Below are 20257 nucleotides of genomic sequence, written 5' to 3' on the forward strand. Positions count from 1 at the left end.
TTGGTCCATGTGCAAATGGGGATTGGATAAACTGGTTAAAATCGATGCTGATATTTAAAATTACCTTCCAGCTCGGCGTATCTGCTGCTGCCGCCCTGGAGGACATTGTTGCTGCGGTTTCGTACCGAGAGTGAGAACGTATCTTTACTGGTCAGCCGATAGTTTGCCGTCATGTTCAACATCAACTGGCGGGCCTTTACAGTGAGATCATCCTGGTTTGGGCCTGCTCGATTGATCTCGTTCCGGTTTTGGTTAATGCCCGCGTTCAAACTCAGTGTCATTTTGCGCTCAAACAGTGAATACACCGCTCCAAAATTCGCTCCTGTTGAGATATTTTCCGAGCGGTTGGAACGGTTGATTAAGAAGTTACTCATGGTGTTTACAGAAAATCCGGAGGGGAATGTAAGGCTGTAGGTAACCGAGCTGGAATAGGTATCGGACGCGAAGTTGCCGGAGGTCGAGGAACCCGGTCCTTCAAACTCATTGGTCAGTGTAAAGTAGGAACCGGAAATTGAGACGTTATGGGTATGCTCGTCTCTTTGAAAGGTGGCGGCAGGCTGCAGCATAAAAGTATTTGAAACCTGCACCTGATCGATACCACCTCCCTGTTGCGGAGTACCCGACTTTGTATTAGAGGAGATATCGTTGACCATCAGGTTGTAGTTTCCATTGATCGAAATCCGGTCGGTAAGCTGCAACTGGGCCGTTGTACCAATGGTGGTATTTTGCTGGGTATGAAGACGAGTATTCAACAGGTTATCCCGGCCCAGCACAATATTTCCCTGCAGAGACAGCTTATTGTCAAACAGTTGCACCGAGGGGCTAATCCGTACTTTCTGCTGGTCATCGCGCGTCCGTCCAACACCCAGTGAAATAAACCCCGGCTGTACCCGCTCGTAGCCGAGCTGCAATCCAAACTGATCCAGGTCCAGGTCTGCCGACGCCTGACCCGCGTAGTTTATGCGTGAGCTCGTATGAGCCGACATAATGTTAGTTAAAAAGGCAGGAACCCCGATCCCACCAAGGGGTATGAGCGGGCTGTTCAGGTCACGCGTGTAGGCCGAAAATGTTACCTGGCTGGCCAGGCTGATCGCTCCATCGAAGATCAATAGTTGAGCGTCGGGGGTAATCGTAAGATTTTCCTGCGGTGTGATTGTTCCCGGATTATCCACCGAATGCTTTTTGTCAATTGAATAATGGGAACTCAAAAAGAAATGGCTGTCATCGTCAGATCCATACCCGATCTTGCCGGCCACTGCCCACCGTTCGTAGGCCGGCTCTCGTAATTCCGCACGGGGCTGAAAATCGACCTTGCGCCTGGACCGCCCGCCGGAGAGTTCCACCAGCCAGTTGCCGGGACTAACCTGCAGGTAGCCGCCCCTGATTGTGGTCCCGTTCAGCCCGTATTCCGAGAAGGCCGGACTCACGTCCCCTGCCTGGACAGTCAGCCATTTCCAGCTGGCATCAAAACTTAGGTTATTCATATTCTGTCGCAGGCGTGACTGATCTGTGGAATACAGTAGATTCAGACCTGAACTGAATCCAAATACGGAAAAGTTCAGATTGGCGTTGGTCTGAAGACTGGCTGGAGCACGCCGATTTTGAATACCTGAGGCTGTGTAGGCACTCGCAGAGAGACCAATACTTCCCGATGCGGTAAACGGTCGTATGTCTGAGCCGTCAATAAACGGGTCGGTCTGTGCAAAACCGACGGAGCAGAAAACAAATACAGCTATAGCCCCGGCAATAAAGCTTGCTTTTTTCTTAACCGTAATAACCATCCTGTAGTGAATTATTTTGTTACTCATATTGGAATACGTGAAATAATTGCAGGATGGCTCAAAAAATATTCATGTCTTCGCTTCCGCAGTTTTTAAAACACTCTTTAACAATGATGATTAAAGAGTGTCTAAAATCACATCTTCCCATATCTCGTGGGGCAACACATTTTGAAAAGAATTGCCGTGCTGAAAGAGCATTTTAAGTTACCCGGGTTTGCCACTGGTTTTAGATTTTACTACCGGATATTGCCCATTTTGGGTATCCGGAGAATGGCTTTTATAATTTCCCTAATCAAAATAAAACCTTGATGTTAGCCTTAAACCCACATAAACTCCTGACTATTCTCTTTGACACTCTAGGGGGTGTTCATTTTGGGGTGATCCAAGACGAACCAAATCTTCTTGATTAACTCCTCGAATACCGAAAACTCAAGAATAATTTAATCCTTCAGGGGTGTTATAGAAGTGGCGTTGGTTTGACAGGTAGCCAGCCGCTCGTCAAACAGGAATTTTTCCATGTATTGGTCCTCATTCCAGTTGTTGAACGACACGATCAGGCTCACCCGCCGGGGCCCGGGCAGAAAAGCGTAAAAGAATGCCCATGGTATCACAAAAGTCTAACCTGGTACATCCCAATAACGACTAAGGTATCGCCATGATCACCGATAGGGAGTATTTGATCTGAATCCAATACAGATTCCCTCATAATGTCCCTTGTTCTCTGTAAATGACTGATTGAAACGTTGTGGAATCTTATTCCCTGCCTACCATACGTGTACCAGCACACCGTTTGTTGTTTATAATGCCAGGGATATAAGACTTTATTCGTACAGCATCGTATGGTGTTTTATTGATCAGCCCGAGAGAATAATTTGCTGGCGTCATAAACTCTCTTACACTCTTCATCGTAGCTATTTACAATATTTTTTAGTCGCTTTCTGGCTGGTTTTGGAATTCTTTTATCGGAACCTTGCAACAACTTTTTTGCTGCAACCAAAAGAGTTTCAAATTCATGTAATTGAAGCGTAACAGTCCATGTCGAGGAATCGGTGTATTGCAGTTCCATATTCAACCTCCGTGCTACTTTTAATTTTTACACTCTTATGAGGTGGGCCTTCTACAGATGACATCGCACTCTCGAGGCAAAACTTACTGCTAACAATAAGTTATGTAAATATTTAAGGGCGTTCAATCCCAACTGGTTATATAGGGCTTGCTCAAAAAGCCAAAATCGTTGCTTTCCGATGGTAGAGTAGTTCCTTTTTGTGTGAACAAAAACGAATCCCAAGAAATCACCGCCTATGGATTTATTCGCCTGGATACACTTCGCTGCGGCTAAAAGAAACCCAGATTCTTGCGTTAGCAGATCTATTCCCAAAAAGGAAATTTTCCTCGCTTATGGACTTTCTTGGTATCCACTGCAGGGTTTCTTTCTTAACGGCTGCGCTGCGTTTGCCCGAGACGGCTCACAAATCCATACGCCGGAGGGGTAAGCTCATTTTCAGCGAGCACCCGTAAAGTCCAGAAAATCCCGGCAAAACCACGTGGTGTGGATAAGCAATGTGTTGGTTGGAGGTGCCAATAGAACAATATCCGGGGATCTTTTGGTGACTGTTGTAGGTTTGTTTTTAGTCAGACAAAAAATGAACACTCCTTACCAGACAATGATAAAATATTTTGTACAACCAAGGTCCAAACTGGCACGATGGGACCGCAAAAATGCAAGATTGTTGGGTACAATTAGCCACATTCCTTACATTAATTTACAATACTAATGGCTATACCTTATTGATAGCCAACGTGTTAATATGGGTGTGAGGATGTCTTATATAATAAAAAGATTTTGTACTCTGCTAAATTGATCTGCCTTGTAATAAGTTATTTGCATACCTGGTAGTTTGGGAAGGTCTTATCCGCCACCAAAGCCTGACCCGGTTAGAAACCACAGTTTATGCCACCTGACTGGAGATATCGAATTATCAAAAAAATCGATACTGGTCCGAACAACCGTTTTTGCTAAACCATTACAAAATAAGAAAAGGGCAACTGTGTCAAATGCTCAGATATCTTTCAGTCAGAGAGGAGTGGCACCAGGGAATTAAAATTTAATCAATATATCGCTTTAGAATTGGTTTGTAGGTATCGATACGCCGATCGCGGAAGAACGGCCAGATTTGACGTTGTTTTTCAATTTTGGCCAGATCGATCGTTGCCAGCAGTATCTCCTCTTCCCCACCCGCCTGGCTGAGCATTTGTCCAAATGGGCCTGCTACAAACGACCGCCCCCAAAACGTAAGATCTCCTTCCTGTCCCACCCGGTTGATGCTGGCTACAAAACAGCCGTTGGCGATGGCATGACTGCGCTGAATCGTCTGCCAGGCATCTACAAATTCATTTGCCATTTGTTCATCCTCATCCGGCAGCGTGCCGATGGCGGTCGGGTACACCAGGATCTCTGCTCCCTTCAGAGCGGTGATGCGCGCCGCTTCCGGGTACCACTGGTCCCAGCAGATAAGCGGACCGATCTTGGCGTAACGCGTTTCAAACACCTGGTAGGCATCCTCACCCGGGGTAAAATAATACTTTTCGTAAAACCCCGGATCATCGGGAATGTGTTTTTTCCGGTAGGTTCCCATCAGCGAGCCGTCGGCATCGATTACAACCAGTGAATTGTGATACAATCCCGCTGCCCTGCGCTCAAAAAAAGGGGCTGTAATTACCACCCCCAGTTCTTTAGCCAGCTCAGTCAACTTGTCAGTTACGGGACCTGGAATCGACTCTGCCCAATCAAAATAGGTATCATCCGGCACCTGCGGAAAATACGTGGTATTGAACAGCTCCTGGAGCAATATGATTTGTGCACCCGCGGAGGCGGCCTCCCTAATATTAGCGATTGTTTTACTGAAGTTTTCATCCGGATTATTCGTTGAGCTCCGTTGAATCAATCCCAGAGTAGTGTGCTGAGCAGCCATATCGCAGTCCCGTTGTTTCTTCCGAATTTACCACTTCCCGGATGAGAATCCTATTGCGGAGCCCAGGCGGGGGAGTTGGCCCAAAATTCAGCTTCCGCATCTGAATCGGGGGCTACATTCATCCATGCGTCATTATCCGCTGGAATCCACCGGATGTAATCGCTGATCGGGATCATGCGCCGCGATGTGTACACAATTTCCCCGCCACTCGGCGACCATGCGGGCTGGGTCTGGGCGTGATCCGGCCAGTTTCTCCTGCGGTCATTGGACCCGTCCACCGCCATAATCCGCAGCCGATCCACGGCAGACCGCCTGCTGGTAAAAAGGATGCCACCACCCGACGGCTCCCAGGCGGGACTCCGGTTCGGGGCATCTTGATCCGTAAGTTGTGTCACATTCCCGCCGTCAGACTCCATCACCCAGATGTGGGTCTCATAGGTTTCCTCTTCCGTCAGATCAAACGCAATTTTTGTGCCATCCGGCGACCACGCAGGTGATGAAGCATAGGCATATCCCCCGCCAGCGGCAAATATCTCCCTGTCTCCGCCCTCCAGGTCCATAACGCGAATATTGCCCTGATGCACATAGGCGATGCTGCTGCCGTCCGGTGACCACGCGGGCTGGGTTCCCTCAATGCCGGTATTCGTCAACTCTCCACTGTCCAGGTCGATGATCCAGATTTGGTATGTGTCGGAATCGCTGCCTCGGTTTGAATAAAAAGCAATTTTTGACGCATCGGGTGACCAGGTCGGCCCGTGGTCGGAGGCCGACTCATCGGTCAACTGCTCCTTGTTGAGCCCGTTTGAATCCATCAGCCACAACGAAAACGGCTTGTCGCAGTACGTTCCCTGGGAACACCCCTCCCGGTACTGGTAGGCGATGCGGGTACCGGTGGGCGGAGAATAGCTTTGTTGGGCAGTAAAATCCAGTTCCTGTTCCGGACCGAGAACCAGTTTGGTGTGGATCGGGAAATCCCACTCTTCCGCACTCGCCGTAACAGCTATCGGCGCCTGAACCTCACTGGCTGACCATTTGCCCTGCCCATCTGTATAGACCGGCCCGATATCGCTGGAAAAAGAGATTTCGACGCCTTCAATTCCCTGTCCTGTTGATCCGTCAACAACAGTGCCGCTGATGGCAAAAGCGGAGGGTTCCGCTTGCGTCACTGTAAACGTGGGACCTGCTGCCGTTTCTCCGCCGGCCGTTATTTGTACGGGACCCGTATCAGCTCCCTCCGGCACCTGGGTAACAATTTCTGTGTCCGTGGCTTCCGATACCGGTGCCTCGGTGCCCGCAAAATAGACTTCGATGTCCTGGAGATTCGTCCCAAAATTTTTTCCCTTTATTACCACTTCTGTTCCCGGGTTCCCGCTGTCGGGTTCCACACTTTCAATGCTCATCGCCTCTTCATTAACCGTAAATGTCGGTCCCGTGACCTGTTGCCCCCGCACCGAAACTTCTACCGGGCCTGTCTCGGCCCCTTCAGGAACCGCTGCCTTGAGCTCCGATTCGGTTGCCTCCTGCACCTCGGCTTCAGTGCCGTTAAACGTGACCATATTTTCCTGCTCAGAAGAACTAAAACCATTTCCGGAAATCGTCACGATAATGCCAACAGGCCCTTCATCCGGTTGTATACCGGTAATCTCCGGTCCTCCCTCATCTTCAACGCTATCGCCCGGGCCTTCGGGCGTTTCGGTACAAGCGACCAGCATGATGCTCAGGCTTAACAGGATAAATGGGAGAATGTAATTCTTCATAAACTGGCAGTTCTTATTTAACGGATAACTGTTCTAAATGAATTTCAAAAACAGTGCATTTTTTTGAAAAGATCAAATCAAATTGCTGATTCTAATATTTTTTGTTTATACAAAAAGAGATGGCACCGGTTAAAACGGTGCCATCTCTGCTCACATGGTATGCAAGAGTGTAAATGGGATAAAATATCGGTAAATAATCCGGGATTATATTTTAAAGATTATTCCACCGTTGGTCCCCAACTCGGGAAATTAACCATCCAGTTCCCTTCTCCTTCAACCAGCAGGAACTGGTTCTCACCACTTGCCCCTACGGTCCAGATCTGATCGGGCGATTCCCCGTCTCTGAGTGACATAAATGAGATATAATTCCCGTCAGGCGACCAGGATGGTTGTCGGGCCGCCACATTATCGGAGGTTATGTAACCTGCATTTCCTCCATCTGCATCGGCGACAAATATCCGGGAATTCCCCAGTCGGGTGAACCCCTGGTAGGCAATTTTTGATCCGTCCGGGGACCATGCCGGATCGTACAAGTTAATGCCGTTGTCCTGTGTCGGCTCCATCAACAGGGTTGCCTCTCCGCTTTCAACATCGATACTGTGGATTTCTGTGTAGTCGTCACCATCCCGATCGCTGCTGAAAATAATGCTATTTCCATCCGGAGACCACGACGGCCGTTCATCACTGGCTTCATGAACAGTTAATCGTTGCTCACTTTCCCCATTGAGATCCATGATATAAATATCGTGATTGTCATTCCGCGTGGAGCCGTATGCAATTTCAGATCCGTCGGGCGACCAGGCGGCATGGAAGTTACCTGCCGCATTGGTGGTCAACCTTGTTTGGTTGGACCCATCAATATCCGCAATCCAGATATCCGATTCATGGGTATACGCGACCTTTGATCCATCGGGGGATACGGCAGGAAAACTGGCTTCGATTCCATCTCCCAGCCGCTGCTGGTCCGATCCGTCGGCATTCATCCGAAACAATTCGATAGTGGACTGATCTACCTGCTTCATAAACACGATTGTTCCATCCGCCTCGGACTGAGACTGCTCGCAGGTCACGTCAAAGGATACGCTGGCTGTCTCTCCGGCCGTAACCTCTGCTGAAACGGGGTTATCGCCGTCGACGGTACAGTATGACTCCAATCCACTTAGTTCCACGCTGTAGGTCTCCTCTTCGAGGTCTGTAAAAGTTACGCTGCCATCGGGCTCAACAGACTCCGATTCCCCGCTACCAAGCGTTATCGTGTATCCGTCCTCGTCAGTACTACTGCCCGATGTAGAGACGCTGACCTCCAGCGACCCGGTCGTTTCGGTTGGTTCCTCCTGGTCGGGCTCACTATTATCGGTATCAGATCCCGGTCCCGTGGTGCTTTCCCCACAGGCTGCAATTACTGCTATCAACAGGATAAATGTCAAAACGTTCTTCATCATGCCAAATCCATTTTTTTGTTATCAGGTATGTCAGGATTAATATGTAAACAAGTCATCGTTGTCGTTGCCGGAATAACTCACTCCCGCCGCATTTAGCTGGGCATCACGGCCTTCTCGTACGATAATGCCGTAATTGGCACTGTTTTCGATCTCGGCATTGGAGAGGTTCAGGTAGCCATCATTGTATATGCCCAGGTTGCCCGCATCCATATAGGTGGCCAGGTCGGCTCCTCCGCCGTATTCGATCTTTACATAGTCCATCTCATTTTCAACTGATCCGGATGATATGAGGATCCCCGCCCATGCGCCTTTCGCTTTTGATCTGCCGGTAAATGTAATCAGGTCGTCGCTGCTGCCCAGGGCTTTGATTACGCCGGGACTGGAACCGCCGGAAACGATCAGTTTTACATCCGTGCCCATCTCAAACATCGCACCGGGTTCGACAGAAACGGTATTCTCGATCGTAAGAGAACCAGTGACGTGGTAGACCCCGTTGTTTAAATTACTCCAGGTTTCGGACCCGGTTGATTCCGTATCGCCCCGGTACACTTCGACATCGCCGCCGTTAAAATTGGTCTGACTGTCGACAGAGGAGATTTGGGTGGGATGAATCAGCATGTCCGAGTTGGCATTATTGTCAAAAAAGCAGTTTTCCAGCGCAAAATCTGAGCCGTCTCTTCGCGTCTGGATACCGTAGCCGGCACTTCCGGTAAGGGAAACATTCCGCATGGTGATTTTGGCCCGATCTATCACCATGTTGGTTTTGTCAAAGTACGTAGCCATGTTGGTGCTGCCTCCATAACGGATATCGACATGCTCCATGATATTGTCTACCGACGAAGAGCCGATGAAGATACCGCGCCAGGCTCCCGGTACGCTGCTAGTACCAGTGAATACAATTTTATTGTCGGAGGTGCCCACCGCCTCGATAACCGCATCTGAGCGGACCACGAACCCGGCATCGGCGGCAAACTCAAATTCAGCCCCTTCCGCAATGGAAATGTGGTGCTCAAAATCGACATTATTTGTTATTTGGAATTTCGCGCCGTTCAGTGCGGGAATCGTCATATCCCCGGTTGTTCCGCCGCCAAATGCCGTTACATATCCCCCGTCAAAACTGCTGGCGGCGTCAAAATTCCCGAGCTGGCTGATGTGGACATAGGCGTGATCCAGCTCATTTCCTGAAAAAGTCATGTTCTGCATCGGAAATTCGGATCCTGATCGGCGCGTCTGAATGCCGTATCCCCCGCTGTTGGCAACAGTCACATGCTCCAGTTGCACTTTGGCCTGGTCTACCGTTAGTGCAGCCGCTTCAAAATAGGTTCCGGCCGAGACGCTGCCGGCGTACAGGATGCTCGTATGACTAATTTCGTTTTCCACCGTATTGGAATTAATGCGGATACCCCGCCAGTAGCCGTTGACTTCCTGCATGCCGGTAAGTACAATCGGGTTTTCTGCCGTACCCGCAGACACAAGCACGGAGTTGTCGGAACGCACATTGATACCGGCATCCGTTGCAAATTCTACCGTTACACCCGGTTCAATGGTGAGCGTTGCACCGGAGCGTACATCTATATATTCGGTCACCCGGTACAACGTATCGTCCGTCCAGGTTTGATCCTCGGTTATGTCACTGTTTATTTCAGTTACATCTGATTCGGCTGTTACCGTAACCTCATCCTGGTCGGTTTCGCCGTTGCCGTCGTCTACCGTTAACCTTGCTATATAATCGCCGGTAACATCCGGGGTAAAAGTCGGGCTTTCGGCCTGCGGGTCGGATAGCTGTGAACTGCTCCCGTTGGGTCCGTCAAGCTGCCAGCTGTAGGTCAGCGCATCGCCGTCGGGATCAGTGGATCCGGAAGCGTCCAGGGTAACCTTCTCCCCTGTGGATATCGTGTCCACATCGGCAGTGGCAGCAGCCTGGGGCGCTTCATTATCATTGTTATTGGATCCTCCCGGATTGCCGGTACTGGTGGGACTGCTGCTGCAGGCGGCAAAAAGCAGCATTGCCATCAGCATGGAGATATAAGAAAGCGAATTTAGCGTTCTGGTCAGTTTCATAGTCTTAAATAATTTTTGGTTGATTTAACAGGTCGCAGATGATTGTTCAGTTTGCAGGAAAAATTTTCCATGAGATTTTTAATAAAATCTCACAGCTCTCTTTGTACAATCACACTAGTAATACGACAAGGACGGCTAAAACAGGTCAACTTAAATTATTTGTTTTTACTCATCCGCCTTCGGACCCGGAATGCGGATGAGAAGAGGTGGAATATCCTTATCCAAAAAACGGATTTGTCATCTAATAAGTAGAAAGGCCAGCACTTGAACATAACGGTCCTGAATGCACTAGCCGGCTGTTTTCACAAGATCATAAATTAATGCTCAATGTCGGGGAAGGCTCTTGACAAAATGAGGTTTACTTCTATTTTTCCATTTGGCTTTACCCCTTTATAGAGATACGTTAAGCCAACCGATATCAGTTCATTTTATAAAAATATCATCTTCAATTATTAACGATGGGCAAAAAGTCTGAGGTTACGAGATTACTGTTAAAACTGAAGGAAGAGGGGGGAAAAGAGATATACGACCGGCTGTATCCTTACATCTACGATGAATTGAGGAGATTAGCCTATTCTCACATGAGCCGACAGTCGGATCACACCCTTTCAAAAACCGAGCTGGTTCATGAAGCTTACCTGAAAATGATAGACCAGACCAAGATCAATTTTAATGACCGGGGACATTTCCTGGCGATTGCCTCTAAATGCATGCGACAAATACTAATTGATTATGCACGCAAAAAAAATGCCCGGAAGCGGGGTGGAGAACAAAAAGATCTGACCTATATCGACCACCTGTTTAGCGTCCAGCAGAAAAAAGCTAACGAATTGATCGGTATTGACAGCGCTCTTGACCGACTTTCGAAGCTAAACCCGCGGTTGACCGAAGTGGTGGAGATGCGCTTCTTCGGCCAGATGACTATAGAAGATACTGCTGAAGCGCTGGATATTTCGGAGAGCACCGTGAAAAGAGACTGGGCTAAAGCCCGGGGATGGCTCCATAAAGAACTTAAAGAGCGGTTTGAAATTTAGGTTCAATACCGGGTGAACAGTATTTTGAATCGGGTGGTACCCCGGGACGAATAGCTACCGCATTTTTAAAAATGCGATAGTTGTTCTGCAGTTGCAAAGTATAACATTGAAAACAACAGTTATAAAAACCTCTCCTGTTAGTATGAAAAAACATCTCCTGCCACGCTCAATTTAGACTTCCCTTTTACCCAATCATTCCTATTTTAAGTGAAATAACAGATCATCTATTCCATTTTGCAGATCAAACACAAACCGAGAATGCTGAAAACACTGCTTCCCGTTACTCCGGTAACTGAAGTACTCCGGGCCTGATGGCTGCGTTTTATCTTTTCTCAAAAACCACCATTAATTTACAATATTGGGTCACCACTACAGAATCTACAGCGAAATACCTACAGCTTTTTATGGATAACAACCGTTGGCAAGAGATTGAACATATCGTGGATACGGCGTTAACCCTGTCCGATGAAGAACGAACCGAATTTATCAGGGAAGTTTGTACCGGCAACCCGGAACTGTTCAGGTCGGTCACAGAGCTGCTGGAATCGATCGAGGAGTCGGAGGGATTCCTGGAGGATCCGGACCTGTTTAAAGAGGCCCTGCTGCCCGGTTTGCCAGAAGAGTTTCCGGACCAAGAGCGCAGCTCCACCATGATCGGTCAACAGGTCGGCTCCTATTGTATAACCGAGCTGATCAGCCACGGGGGGATGGGATCGGTTTTCCTGGCTGAACGCGCCGACCATCAATTTGAGCATCAGGTAGCTCTAAAATTGATCAGGCGCGGTATGGATACCCCCGACAACAGGGCGCGATTCCAGCGCGAACGGGCCATCCTGGCCAACCTCACGCATTCCAACATAGCCCGGATGTACGACGGCGGTATCACCGACGAGGGACTTCCCTATTTTATTATGGAATATGTAGATGGCGTTCCGATTGACGCTTATTGCCGTCAGCATGAACTTAGCCTCAATGAACGGCTGGAGCTCTTCGAGTCGGTTTGCAGCGCCGTACAGCATGCGCATGCCAACCTTGTTATCCATCGCGACCTCAAACCGGCAAACATCCTGGTTGACAGCGAGGGATCGGTTAAAATCCTGGATTTCGGTATCGCCAGGCTGCTCGATCAAGACAAATCCGATCAAACAATTTTTCAGACCCGCGCCGGGGCCCAGGTTCTGACCCTGGGATATGCCGCTCCCGAGCAACTCTCCGATGCGCCCGTAACCACGGCCAGTGACATTTACGCGCTTGGCACGCTTTTTTATAAGCTCGTAACCGGCTCCGCTCCGTTCGACCTAAAGAAGAAAAGCATCGGTGAGATTGAGGAGATTATTAAGCAGCAGTCCCCGGAACCGCCTTCCATAAAAAACCCAGAGTGGGAACGAATGCTCAAGGAGGACCTGGATGCCATTATCCTGAAAACACTACGCAAAGAGGCGGAACGGCGTTACAACTCAGCCGGTGAACTGCTGGAAGATCTCAGGCGTTACCAGCGGGGCCTGCCGGTTGCCGCCCACGCCGATACCTTCCGATATAACGTTTCAAAGTTCATTAAACGTCACAAGGCCACGCTTTCGGCGGCGGCGTTAATCCTGGCGCTCATTACCGGAATTTCAATCGCTTACACCTATCAAATTGCCGAACAGCGAAACCGGGCCCGGCTGGAGAGTGAACGAGCCACCAAAATGACCGATTTCCTGCTTTCCCTGTTTGAAGCCAATAATCCGCGTGTCAGTGTCGGTCAGGACTTTCCCGTCAGCGAAATTATTTCGCGGGGACTGGATGAACTCAACAACAAATCAATTACCACCAGTAACCGGGCGCTGCTGCTCGGTGCCATCGGCCAGATACAGCTTAACATCGGCCAGACGGGGGAAGCTCAAAAAACGATCAACCAGGCCTATACACTGGCCATGGACTCCCTGGATCTGCAAGACGCATCCATTGCCGACATCGTTACCGTCTACGGAAACTGGCACCGGGCGGCGGCCAATGTCGATTCGGCAATATACTTTTTCCGAAAAGCGGATTCCCTGTACCGTTCGTGGGAGGTTACCGGATCCGAAGCCTACAGGGTAAACATGCTCAACCTGGGTGATGCCTATATCGAAGAGGGAAGGTATCAAGAAGCGCTGGAGATACTAACCGCCACGGGAGATTTTCCCGAAGATACCATCGAATCGATGCACAACAAGTCTTACCAGCTGAATAACCTCGCGATTGTTCATTCCCGGCTGGGGGATTACTCGAAAGCCCTGGATTATTATGAGCGATCCCTGGAGCTAAAGGAAAAAATATATGAACCCGATAATCCCGAACTGGCGCTCTCCTACCACAATATTGCCATTGTGTATATGCGGAGAGACCTGTCCCGAAAAGCCTACCAGCTGTTTCAAAAAGCCTATCAAATTCGCAAAAAAACCCTGGGACCAGACCACTCGCTGGTGGGCTCAACGTTGAGCGGTCTGGCCACCGTTGCAAATGATATCGGTAAATCGGAAGAGGCGGCCACCTATCACAGGGAATCGGTCCGTATACTCAAGGAAAAATTCGGAGACGGTCACTATAGGCCTGCGATGGCCATGCGAAACTACGGCAGCTACCTGATCGATTCAGAAGAATATACGCAGGCCGGTGAGATCCTCAACACCGCACACAATATAATTTCAGAGAACTATGGAGCTGACCACGTCTACAACGCCTACATTCTGAATATCAAAGCCAAGTTGTACAGTCACTGGAATAAGCCGGAACTGGCCGATTCCAGCTACAATGCCACCGCCGAAATCTTCAGGAATACCTACGGTTCGGAAAACGCATCGCTGGGCAGAGTACTGAGTGGACATGCCATTTTTAAATTTGAACAGGAGGAATACCGGGCGGCCGTCCGCCTGCTAAACGAATCGAAACAGGTACTGGAAGCTGCCAATGAAGCTCAATCGTTCGTATACGGGAAAGCGCAGTACTACCTGGGCAGGTGCATGCTAGAGTTGGAGAACAAGGAAGAAGCCCGAAAAACACTCGAAAAGGCGTATCAGACCATCAGTTCCGCAAAAAGCGACACGGTGACGATAGCAAAGGAGATCCGCGTGCTCATGCAGCAGCAGTATCAGAACCTGGAATCTTGAATAGCGGATAAGCAGGATCGCGCATTCGAAGCCATCAATTGCGGGACATAAAGAGCAGTATTTAAAATGCTCATACTTGTATTCCCGGTAACCCCTGTTTGGTGGTTTTCACATAACACTCCGCCTATCGGCTATGGCTATGCATATTGTCACTGAGTGCAACCTTTACAGGGGATATCGTCTGTTCTTAGCTATATGAATAATGTAACCAAATACCGCATCACGGTAGATGGGATATATTTCCTGAATAAAATTCAACACCCAAGAATATTACCGTTTCTTTTTTGTAAAGAACCATACACCTTTTTTGTATAGATTAACAGGGAAATATTGGTATGGGACCCTGTGCAGAACCTCCTGTTTTGTTGGGAGGTGGTTGTATTATTGACTTTTTAAACGGGTGTACAACTCCCTTAGAACGAGAAATTGAGGGAGTTGCAAAACCCTCAGTATAAAAAAATGAGATTGAAAAAGATTTGTATAATCGGTGCCTCCGGGAAACTTGGACAATACATGGTTCAGCATGCACTGGACCGAAATTATGAAATTGTCGGCGTTTGCAGGGAACAAAGCGTCAGCAAGCTGGACCCGGTTAAAGACCAAATAACAGTGGTACCGGGAATGACGAATGACCGGGAAGTAATCAAAAAAGCGGTAAACGGATGCGACGGGGTGCTCACCGTCTTGGCCCCCTGGGGAGTGAACAACTATTCCTCTGGAACGGCACGGGCGGTACTCGATTTTGCCGAGCCCGGTGCGCGCCTGATTTTTTCCTGCGGCTGGCACATCACCAAAGACGGAAAGGATAAATACTCCTGGAAGCTGAAGGCGTTTTTAAATGTTGCCGGGTGGATCGCCAAAATGCTGCGACTCGTTGACATTCAAGACCAGGTGAGAGCCTGTGATTTGGTATTTTCCAGTGACAAGAAATGGACCGTTGTACGGGGCAGTGACCTGGAGGAGGGAGAAAGCCAGGGACTTCCGGTTTGGAGTGAGCATGTGGGTGATCCTGTCCTGGAAAGCAACCTGACCCGCCGAACCGATTTTGCGCTTTTTATGGTGGAGGCTCTTGAAAATGATGAACTTATCCACAAAGCACCCGCTATTGTAGGTTGTCAAACTCCATCCGCACGGGCTCACAGATCGGACTAAAATACATAGATTATAAAAGGGAAAGGTTATAAGGCAACCCCAATAAATAAGGGAAAAGGCTTTCGTAGCTTTTTGAGGATCTCCTACTCACCAACAGGCAGGCCGGCTACTCTCCCATAATGGCGTTCAGCTTCTCCAGATTGTCTTCCACGCGGAGTGCTTCGATGACCTCGTCGATGTCGCCCTTCATGATATCCTCCAGGTTGTAGAGCGTCAGGTTGATGCGGTGGTCGGTCAGCCTGCTTTGCGGGAAGTTATAGGTTCGGATCTTGGCGCTGCGGTCACCGGTCGACACCTGGCTTTTGCGTTCCGCGGCCCGTTCCTGGCGCTGTTCCTCCACCTTGGATTCGTAGAGTTTGGTTCGCAGCATCTTCATCGCCTTCTCCTTGTTCTGGTGCTGGGAGCGTTCCTCCTGGCACTCCACCACCACGCCGCTGGGTTCATGGGTAATCCGTATTGCGGAGTCTGTTTTATTGACGTGCTGTCCCCCTGCCCCGCTGGCCCTGAACGTATCGATGCGCAAGTCAGCCGTATTGACCTCCACATCCACCTCTTCGGCCTCAGGCAGCACGGCCACGGTAGCCGCCGACGTATGCACCCGGCCCTGTGTTTCGGTTTGTGGCACCCGCTGCACGCGGTGGACACCGCTCTCATATTTCATTTTGCTATAGACCTCATCGCCTTCCAGCCCGAAAATAATCTCCTTGAATCCGCCCTGCGTTGATTCACTCAGGTTCATGATATTCAGCTTCCAGCCCATCTTGTCGGCATACCGGCGGTACATGTCGAACAGATCGCCGGCAAAAATGGCGGCCTCGTCTCCCCCGGTTCCCGAGCGGATCTCCACAATCACGTTCTTGGAATCGTCGGGATCTTTGGGAATAAGCTTGAACTTGATCTCCTCCTCCAGCTTTTCGAGGCGCGGCTTCAACTCTTCAATTTCCGCCTTGGCCATCTCTGTTATTTCGGGATCGTCTCCCTCTTCAATAAGCTCGGTATTCCCTTCGATCTGGTTATTAATATCAACCCACTCGTCGTAGTATTCTACCAGCTCCTTCAGGTCGCTGTGCTCTTTGGTCAGTTCCGTGTAACGGTCCGGGTCGTCATACACGGAAGGATCACTCATTGCGGTCTGTACTTCTTCAAACCGTTCTTTAACCTGCTGTAGCTTTGCTTCTATATCCATAAATACGTATTAAATCAAAAACAACATATTGGGATTCAGAAAAATTGAATCATTCTTCTGCCAAAATCCGGGCATCTTGAATATTTCCGGCATATGCGCCGATTATTTCCGGAACCAGCCTGTTCCAGATCAATCGATAAAATAAGATATTAATGGCATTCTTCTAAAGATCCCACAAAATATTATGGCAACCGGGGATAGTCGGCCGTACTTTTTCTAATCCTGTAAATTGCGGCCGCCCGATTTCCTTCTGTTCTAAACTTCTGTACTCTATACCTTAATATTCTTATACTCATTCCCGAAAAATGTAAATCCCAAGAACAACCACTACTGTGTCTGAATCCAACAATCCTCTCTCCGCCAACTTCAGAATCGGATTTCTGGGCGCCGGGCAGCTCGCGCGCATGTCGGCCCTGCAAGCTTTTCGATATGGAATACAGGTCGGGGTATTTTCTGATCGACCGGAAAACGAACCGGTACAGTTCATGACTCCCTACTCCTCGACTGGCTCATTCGACAGCGTTGACGATATGGCTGTATTTGCCGCGAAAACGAATGTGCTTACGCTTGAAAACGAATTTATCAGTTCCGACATTCTGCAGGCGGTACAGGATCAAAGCGGCGTACCGATCTGGCCCTCTCCCTCCTCTTTTTCTCTTATTGAAAATAAACTTGTTGAGAAGCAGACATTTGAAAATGCGGGCATCCCCGTGACCCCATACGCTCTGATTGAATCGGAAGAGGACCTGCAGGCGTTTGGAGAACGGCATGGCTGGCCATACCTGCTCAAATCCTCAAAAGGGGGATATGACGGGTACGGCAATGAAACGGTTGATAATGCAGAGGAAGCCCGACAATCTTTTAAGAATCTTGGCGGAACAGATGGACACGATATCATTGCCGAGGCGTTTGTCGATTTTACGCATGAGCTGGCAGTGCAGGTGGCCCGCAATGAAACCGGCACACAGGTGTACCCCTGTTGTCAAACCGTACAGCAAGACCATATCTGCGTGGCCGTGCTCTCTCCTGCACCGGTTGACCCCGAGATACAGAACAAGGCGCAGCAGCTGGCGGTACAGGCAACGGAGGCGATCGACGGGAAAGGCATTTTTGCCTATGAATTTTTCCTGAAAAAAGATGGGAGCCTGCTGCTTAATGAATCGGCCCCGCGCCCCCACAACTCTGGCCATTATACGATTGAAGGGGCGGTTACATCCCAGTTTGAAAACCACATGCGGGCCGTGCTTGGCTTACCGCTGGGCAGTACCAGCCTGCGGGCCCCCGCCGTGGCGATGATCAATCTGCTGGGAACCGACAGGCGTGACGCGCAGGTCGACTTTGTGCTGAACGCCCTGGAGGCAAGCGATGGACATCTCCATGTGTACGGAAAACTGGACAGCCGCCCCGGTCGCAAGATGGGACACTACACTCTGCTGGGAGATAATCTTGATGCGACCTATGAAAAAGCCGGGAAGCTGACGGCTCCGATCCGGATCTAACAACATTGAAAGCGAAGGCGTAGGGTCAGAGGTGGAAAATATGTTGGCATGTTGACGGCGCTAATATTCATTTTCAGAGTAACGCTCTAGCGTTACGTTTCGCCCGGCGGCCCCGGCATATTTTCTATAGGGATCCTTTGCAGAACCTGTTATTTTGTTGGGAGTTGGTTATACCACCAACCTTATTGATTGTTTAAACGGGAGTAGAACTCTCTAAATACGAGGTATGGGGGGCAAAACCCTCAATATTTTATTCAACACGTAAACCAAAATTCAAGCAATTACATTATGAGCCAAGCCAATCCCGAAGTCGGTGTTATCATGGGAAGCGACAGCGACTGGCCCACCATGCGCGAAGCGTGCGATATCCTGGATGCATTCGGAATTGATTATGAAAAAAAGGTGGTTTCTGCCCATCGCACTCCCGATATGATGGCGGAGTACGGTAAAACCGCCCGTGACCGGGGCCTCAAGGTTATTATTGCCGGTGCGGGGGGAGCTGCCCACCTGCCCGGAATGACGGCCGCTTATACCACGCTACCCGTCATCGGGGTTCCGGTAAAAACGAGCACACTCAGCGGACTTGACAGCCTCTACTCCATCGTTCAGATGCCCAACGGGGTGCCGGTGGCAACCGTGGCGATCGGAAAAGCGTCCAATGCCGGATTGTTGGCGGCCCGAATATTGAGTACCCACAATAAAAACCTGGCCACGCGGCTGAAAGAATACCACGAGCAGATGGCGGAAGAATCGCGCCAAAAAACCGAAAACCTCAACTGAGATTATCGTAGTTGACATATCGAGGGGCTGCATTTGTATTTTACAAATCCCCTGTTTACTGAACGGTTTTGCGGGATCCAAATTCTCACTCTTGCCGGCAAAAGGTGCCGGATTCTGATCTCTGCCATATATACTTATTTGACTCCGGCATCAGGAATTCCAGAATTTTTGGCACTTTGGTGAGCGGATTGATACAATTTCCATATTGATTACCTCAACAATCGCTGGTGAATCGAACCCACATTATAGCACTCAGTTTTTTTATCCTGGCTGCAGGAGGAGGTATCACCCTGTTCAGCTCAGGAGGTTCTGCTACTCAACAAACGCCTTCCTCAACTCCCTGCCGGGCTCCTGTTACGTACCGTCTCGGGGATATCGATTCGCGTTTCAATATTGCCCGGCCAACCCTTGAGAAAATCATGCGGGAGGTAGAGGCGCTCTGGTCAATTCCCGGAGAAGGTGATCTGGTATACTATCATGAACAGGGAGAAGTGACCATCAATTTTATCTACAGTTCGGAGCAGCAGTTCACAGAAAATGAAAAACAGCTTTCGAACCGAATTGCCCGGACTCGTGAGCGTTTTAAAGCCCTGAAACAGGAGTATGCAAAACACTCAGAAACCTATCAGCAGCGGTTGGATACATTCAATCAAAAGGTGGACCTCTACCACCAGGAGTTGGATAGTTTCAATACCAAAATATCGGAATGGAATCAATCGGGCGGGATTCCCGAAAGCGAAAAACCCCGCATAAAGGAGCAGCAGCAGGAACTCCAGGTACACAAACGGGAGCTGGATCGGGATCGCCGCGAGCTGACTGCGCTCGGGGAACAAGTAAATCGCCTGTCCGAGCAGCTTAATAGTATTGCAGACCGGCAGAACACGCTGGTCTACCACTACAATGAACGATACAGCCACATGAACGAGTTCAACCAAGGCAGCTATATGCAGACTGGCCAGCAAAAAAAGATCAATATCTACCAGTTTGATGATATCGACAATCTCCGGCTGGTGCTCGCTCACGAAGTGGGCCACGCACTGGGACTCCCACATGTTGAAAACCCCCGCTCCGTGATGTATTACCTGATGGACCGGCAGGATGTCTCCGGCCTACAGTTGTCGGCCGAAGACAGGGAAGCGTTGCGAACCGTCTGCGGTTCCTGATTTCCCGGCCTTGCCGGGCTCATGGTACAGACACCTGTCCGACAGAAATATTTCCAAAAATAACGCTTTCCCATCAATCCCTGTAGGGGTCGATCGTCTGTATCGTCCCATCCGGATTATGGGTCAATTCAGTCATCTTGATATTCCGCAGGTGGGTTTGCCCGCCGGAAAGCTCTGCATCATGATAAAAAAGATACCACTGCCCACTAGTGTCCGGTTAAAAAGAAGATAATTCCGCGTAACTCTTTGTACAACAATGACATATAGATATTTTATTTTTAATCGATTTGAAATAAAAT

Annotated in this window: 13 protein-coding genes and 1 pseudogene; 6 read left to right on the forward strand and 8 right to left on the reverse strand. The window is 49.4% G+C overall.

Going from position 1 to position 20257, the window contains the following annotated elements; genetic code table 11:
• Positions 1-35: 35 nt before the first annotated feature.
• The 6 genes from ACG2F4_RS10635 to ACG2F4_RS10660 all read right to left on the reverse strand — a co-directional run bounded on the left by ACG2F4_RS10635 (position 36) and on the right by ACG2F4_RS10660 (position 10013).
• On the reverse strand, positions 36-1808 hold the full coding sequence (locus tag ACG2F4_RS10635; protein WP_395260560.1) for a hypothetical protein: 1773 nt from the start codon (positions 1806-1808) through the stop codon (positions 36-38).
• A 413-nt stretch (positions 1809-2221) separates the two neighbouring features.
• The gene (locus tag ACG2F4_RS10640) at positions 2222-2392 is read right to left on the reverse strand and encodes a hypothetical protein (RefSeq protein ID WP_395260561.1); all 171 of its coding nucleotides are present in this window, start codon (positions 2390-2392) and stop codon (positions 2222-2224) included.
• A 1494-nt stretch (positions 2393-3886) separates the two neighbouring features.
• A complete protein-coding gene (locus ACG2F4_RS10645) occupies positions 3887-4753 on the reverse strand; it encodes a carbon-nitrogen hydrolase (RefSeq protein ID WP_395260564.1) in 867 nt (288 codons plus the stop codon).
• 50 nt (positions 4754-4803) lie between these two features.
• A complete protein-coding gene (locus ACG2F4_RS10650) occupies positions 4804-6510 on the reverse strand; it encodes an IPT/TIG domain-containing protein (protein ID WP_395260565.1) in 1707 nt (568 codons plus the stop codon).
• Between the two features lie 218 nt (positions 6511-6728).
• Positions 6729-7952, reverse strand: coding sequence for a DPP IV N-terminal domain-containing protein (locus tag ACG2F4_RS10655; RefSeq protein WP_395260567.1), 1224 nt, complete (start codon positions 7950-7952; stop codon positions 6729-6731).
• A 36-nt stretch (positions 7953-7988) separates the two neighbouring features.
• The gene (locus ACG2F4_RS10660; RefSeq protein ID WP_395260568.1) at positions 7989-10013 is read right to left on the reverse strand and encodes a PKD domain-containing protein; all 2025 of its coding nucleotides are present in this window, start codon (positions 10011-10013) and stop codon (positions 7989-7991) included.
• Positions 10014-10471: 458 nt separating this feature from the next.
• Here ACG2F4_RS10660 and ACG2F4_RS10665 point away from each other — a divergent pair, with 458 nt between their 5' ends.
• From ACG2F4_RS10665 to ACG2F4_RS10675, 3 genes are all read left to right on the forward strand, one after another.
• Complete coding sequence (locus ACG2F4_RS10665) at positions 10472-11047, forward strand: sigma-70 family RNA polymerase sigma factor (protein ID WP_395260569.1); 576 nt, start codon at positions 10472-10474, stop codon at positions 11045-11047.
• Between the two features lie 404 nt (positions 11048-11451).
• Positions 11452-14178, forward strand: a complete 2727-nt coding sequence (locus ACG2F4_RS10670) for a tetratricopeptide repeat protein (protein ID WP_395260570.1) — start codon at positions 11452-11454, stop codon at positions 14176-14178.
• A gap of 459 nt (positions 14179-14637) precedes the next feature.
• Positions 14638-15330, forward strand: a complete 693-nt coding sequence (locus ACG2F4_RS10675; RefSeq protein WP_395260571.1) for an NAD(P)-dependent oxidoreductase — start codon at positions 14638-14640, stop codon at positions 15328-15330.
• Between the two features lie 106 nt (positions 15331-15436).
• On the opposite strand, the gene prfA is transcribed toward ACG2F4_RS10675, so the two are convergent.
• On the reverse strand, positions 15437-16510 hold the full coding sequence (prfA, locus tag ACG2F4_RS10680; RefSeq protein WP_395260580.1) for a peptide chain release factor 1: 1074 nt from the start codon (positions 16508-16510) through the stop codon (positions 15437-15439).
• 338 nt (positions 16511-16848) lie between these two features.
• Here prfA and ACG2F4_RS10685 point away from each other — a divergent pair, with 338 nt between their 5' ends.
• From ACG2F4_RS10685 to ACG2F4_RS10695, 3 genes are all read left to right on the forward strand, one after another.
• Positions 16849-18015: a 5-(carboxyamino)imidazole ribonucleotide synthase gene (locus tag ACG2F4_RS10685; protein ID WP_395260572.1), complete on the forward strand. Its 1167-nt coding sequence runs from the start codon at positions 16849-16851 to the stop codon at positions 18013-18015.
• 288 nt (positions 18016-18303) lie between these two features.
• The gene (gene purE / locus ACG2F4_RS10690; protein WP_395260574.1) at positions 18304-18795 is read left to right on the forward strand and encodes a 5-(carboxyamino)imidazole ribonucleotide mutase; all 492 of its coding nucleotides are present in this window, start codon (positions 18304-18306) and stop codon (positions 18793-18795) included.
• Between the two features lie 227 nt (positions 18796-19022).
• Positions 19023-19958 carry a matrixin family metalloprotease gene (locus tag ACG2F4_RS10695; protein WP_395260576.1) on the forward strand — a complete coding sequence of 312 codons (936 nt, stop codon included), beginning with the start codon at positions 19023-19025 and terminating at the stop codon, positions 19956-19958.
• Between the two features lie 73 nt (positions 19959-20031).
• On the opposite strand, the pseudogene ACG2F4_RS10700 reads toward ACG2F4_RS10695, so the two are convergent.
• Positions 20032-20163 (reverse strand): annotated as a pseudogene (locus tag ACG2F4_RS10700) (alpha-N-arabinofuranosidase); the annotation flags it as partial.
• Positions 20164-20257 lie beyond the last annotated feature (94 nt).

This window comes from Halalkalibaculum sp. DA3122 (assembly GCF_043951865.1).
GTDB lineage: Bacteria > Bacteroidota > Rhodothermia > Balneolales > Balneolaceae > JAMQKA01.